This window comes from uncultured Campylobacter sp., from assembly GCF_963517995.1.
Taxonomy (GTDB): Bacteria; Campylobacterota; Campylobacteria; order Campylobacterales; family Campylobacteraceae; genus Campylobacter_A.
This window is the reverse complement of the sequence record NZ_CAUQHQ010000178.1, coordinates 1-3839: the sequence shown is the minus strand read 5'-3', so window position 1 is coordinate 3839 and position 3839 is coordinate 1. Positions and strand designations below refer to the sequence as shown.

Annotated in this window: 4 protein-coding genes and 1 pseudogene; 1 reads left to right on the top strand and 4 read right to left on the bottom strand. The window is 42.0% G+C overall.

Annotated elements, in window-relative coordinates; all coding sequences use genetic code 11:
* The 4 genes and pseudogenes from RYL88_RS12080 to RYL88_RS12065 all read right to left on the bottom strand — a co-directional run.
* A pseudogene (locus tag RYL88_RS12080) lies at positions 1 to 190 on the bottom strand (phage tail protein); the annotation flags it as partial.
* A gap of 62 nt (positions 191 to 252) precedes the next feature.
* Positions 253 to 456 (bottom strand): tail protein X, encoded by a 204-nt coding sequence (locus RYL88_RS12075; protein WP_304345534.1) that lies wholly within the window; start codon positions 454 to 456, stop codon positions 253 to 255.
* The gene (locus RYL88_RS12070) at positions 453 to 1007 is read right to left on the bottom strand and encodes a hypothetical protein (RefSeq protein ID WP_314350358.1); all 555 of its coding nucleotides are present in this window, start codon (positions 1005 to 1007) and stop codon (positions 453 to 455) included. The genes RYL88_RS12075 and RYL88_RS12070 overlap by 4 nt, the downstream gene beginning before the upstream one ends.
* Complete coding sequence (locus tag RYL88_RS12065) at positions 1004 to 1393, bottom strand: hypothetical protein (protein WP_314991606.1); 390 nt, start codon at positions 1391 to 1393, stop codon at positions 1004 to 1006. Before RYL88_RS12065 ends, RYL88_RS12070 begins: the two co-directional genes overlap by 4 nt.
* Positions 1394 to 1993: 600 nt before the next feature.
* Here RYL88_RS12065 and RYL88_RS12060 point away from each other — a divergent pair.
* Positions 1994 to 3694, top strand: a complete 1701-nt coding sequence (locus RYL88_RS12060; RefSeq protein WP_314991604.1) for a terminase gpA endonuclease subunit — start codon at positions 1994 to 1996, stop codon at positions 3692 to 3694.
* The last annotated feature ends 145 nt before the right edge of the window (positions 3695 to 3839 follow it).

Here is a 3839-nt window from a genome sequence, read left to right as displayed (position 1 = left end):
CTATATCGTAGCTTCTTTTGTATTTTATTTTGACTGTGGCGATTATAAAATGACCTAAAAAGAAGCTCTCCACATAAATATCGATGGTATCTTTGAAACGAGGCGCCGGGCTACCGTATCCTAGCGTAATGTTGAGCTTGTCGGTGTCTTTACCTTCGTTGTCGGTTATGCTGATACTGATCCAATCCATCGCTGAGGTTTTATCTACACCATTATAAAAAATCTGAACCTTCGGCGAGAGGTATTTTGATGTTAATCCCATAGATACGTAACCTTTACGGCTGCTTTTACTTCAATATCGGGCAAATTTACTATGTCGCCGCCAGATAGCTTTTCTTTGCCTAAAAGATGCTCGTTTGCTCTCAAAAACTGCGAGTAAACGCTATCGTTTAGGCTCTTGTAGTGTTTGTAACAGATCATGTCTAACGTGTCGCCGTCTTTGGCTAGGTATTTCACTTTTCCAACTCCTGATTAAAGATTTCTTGGGCTTTTTCAAGCAATGCATCGACGTCTTTTAACGCAAATTCGGATAAATCATCGTTTAGCCGCTTGACTATAAATGCATCTCTAGGGCGCGAGAGCCTGCGCTCGCCGGATGTCGTGTAGCTCGATCGCAAAGAGTGGCGCGAAACGCCGAATATTCCTGCGCTTGAGTTTTTAGAGCTTATTAAAAATTTGCCGGCGCCGCGCCTTGGGGTTTGCTGTGCAAAGCCGCTTAAAAATACGCTTTTTTGCTTGCTTATCGTGACGGTTACGCCGGTGTTTGATACCTTGCGCGGTAGCATGGCTGGCGTGATATATTTCCTAGCGGTAAAAAGGCTAATGCTCATATCGTCCGGGCGCGCGCGTTTTGGCGTCGTAAAAAAGTTAATTTTCTTTTTGGCGAGCGCGATATGATTTGTAATAAAATTTGATTGCTCTTTTTTTACTTTAGTGAGCGTTCTATTTAGCGCGTTTTGAACGTCTTTGCGCAGCCTATCGAGCTCTTTATCGTTTTTGCTACTCATTGCTCGTCTTTTGGCCTCTCTATCAAATATCCCGAGATTTGAAGCTTTTTTGTGTAGTAGGTTACGCCGTTTAGCTGCGTTTTAACGAAATTTGCGACGGTTTGTGTGAGCTTGGTAATAAAGATCTGTCTATCGTCCGTGAGGTCAAAAGTCGATATGTCAAGCGGCCTGCCTAGCTTGGCGAGCTCCTCGAATCCGAGGAAGTCCGCCGTATCATCAAGCAATATCACGGCCTCAAAACTGATCTCGTCCTCATATCCGCCCATGTGGGTATAAACGGGTTTAGTGATGGTGTTTTGCTTGTCGAAGTTTATATTTGTAGATTTGGCTATGCTTAGAATATTATGCTTTACTTCAAAGATATAGCGGTCAATGACGATTAACATTTGTTGCCTTTTTTGTGTAGGAGTGTAGCAAATCGGACGGCTAAATTTATACACGTGGGAGCGTGCGCGGTAGCTTAATTTCCGATAAATTCCCGATATATGACCACTTAAAGTCCGCTTAACTCTCGAGGTTCTGATTTGCTTAAAGTCCGCTTAACTATAAAGATGCACAAAACGCCTCTAGGCGCGGCGTGGGCGATGCGTGAGCTAGTTATTTTAAAACTTTAGCATGCAGGCTAGCTAAAAGCGTAAGGTGCAAGCCTCTCTTAATAGCGTTGCAAATAAGCTCAAATAAATTTAGGTTCTTCCCAAGAAATATTTTAAACTGCGGTGGGCAACCGCGAAAAGTTGAGAGATATAACAAAACTTAAGGGGGTTCGTTTTCGTTTTTAAGGGCTTTTTGTTAGCAAATTTAAATAAAAAAAGAGGTAAAAACTTAAAAAGTATAATTTCATCTAAAAAAATATAGAAACATTGTTAAAAGCCGTATTTTAGGGCTTTTTTATTTGAATTTTTATCTAAAAAACGCTAAAATAAAGACATCAACAGAGCCACTGACTACAAACCAACTTTTTAAAAAATCATAAAATCAAAAACACAATGGGTAAAGTTATCGATATTTTTGCAAATGCAATTTTTATCAAGCCGAGATTAAATTTAACTCAGTGGGCTGAGAAGTTTAGAATTCTAAGTCGTGAGAGCTCAAGCAACTACGGAAGGTTTAAAGCATTTTCGTATCAAGTTGAGCCGATGAATGAAATTTCAAATCCTAAGCGCCGCAAAATAGTTCTGCTTTGGGGATCACAAGTCGGCAAAAGCGAAACGATTAATAATGCTATCGGTTATTTTATTCATCAAGAGCCTAGCACTATTTTATTTTTACTCCCAAACGATACGGACGCCGAGGACTATTCAAAACGCCGTTTAGCTCCGATGTTTCGAGATTGCAGGGTTTTAGACGAGCTTATAAACTCAAACGAGGCAAACAATACGATCCTAATCAAAAATTTTAAAGGCGGCAACCTCGCGCTGGTGGGCTCAAATAGCCCAAGCAAACTAGCAAGTAAGCCGATTAAGATTTTGCTAGTGGATGAGGCCGACCGATGCGAGCCTACCAAAGAGGGCGATAGTATTGAGCTAGCCGAAAAGCGCACAAAAACGTTTTTTGATCGAAAAATCATCATAAGCTCGACGCCGACGGTTAAGGGCAGTTCAACGATAGAGGGCGAATACGAGCTCAGCGATCAGCGCAAATTCTACATAAAATGCCCGGAGTGCGGTTTTTCTCAAACGATGAAATTTGAGTTTTTGGCATGGGATAAAGACGAGAGCGACGAGCCGATCTTTGAGAGCGCGCGCTATCAGTGCTGCGAATGCGGCGCGCTTTTGACCGAGCAGCAAAAAAACGAGGCGGTAAAGGGCGGCGAGTGGATCGCAGGTAATCCGCGCTCGGACGTCGCAGGATTTTTCCTTAATGCGCTTTATAGCCCTTTTTACACGATGGAGGACGTGGTAAAGGACTGGTATCGTTCAAAAGACAATCACCTTAAACTCCAAACCTTTATCAATACGATCAAATGCGAGAGCTTTGAGCCGCCGGCGATCAAGATTGACGAAAACGAATTTTTAAATAGAATTGAGAGTTACAACGATCAAAACCTACCGACTGAGGTTAAATTTATCACCGCCGGCGTAGATATTCAAGACAACCGCACCGAGATAAACTTCATCGGCTGGGGCAGAGGGTTAGAGGCATATTGTATCGAGCACGTTCAAATTTGGGGTAATACCGACCAGGATAAAGTTTGGGCGGATACGTATAAATATCTTTGTAAGAAATTTAAAAAAGAGGACGGCAGAAGTCTCGTTATCTCGCTTGCTCTAATCGATAGCGGTTTTAATACCGAGCGAGTTTATCGCCTAGTTAGTTTAAATAAAAACTTCATTGCCACAAAAGGCCTAAGCGAGCAAAGCGGCAAAGCGGCGTTTTTAAACAAGATAAAAATCATCCAAAGGGGCGTTAAATTTATGCCGATTGGAACGTATGCGGGCAAAAACGAGCTCTACCGATTGCTACGCATTGGCGAGCCGGGTGCGGGTTATTTCCATTTTAGCGAGAGCTACAAAGAGGAGTTTTTTAAGCAGCTTACGTCTGAAAAAATAGAAAAAACCAAGGATAAAAACGGGTATTTAAAGCTCAGATGGGTAAAAACACGTGATCGAAACGAGGCGCTAGACATTACGCTTTTAGCTTATGCAGGCGCAAAAATGCTAAATTTGGCGCTAAGGGGCAAGAGATGATAAAAGTCCATGATAATCTAAAGATCAAAAAAACGCGATACGATTTTACGATCAGCATCGACAACGCATCCACTTTTGAGCTGCTTTGTGAAGCTTACGAGATGAAAAAGAGCGACATGATAGATCTCATCATAGAGAATTTTGC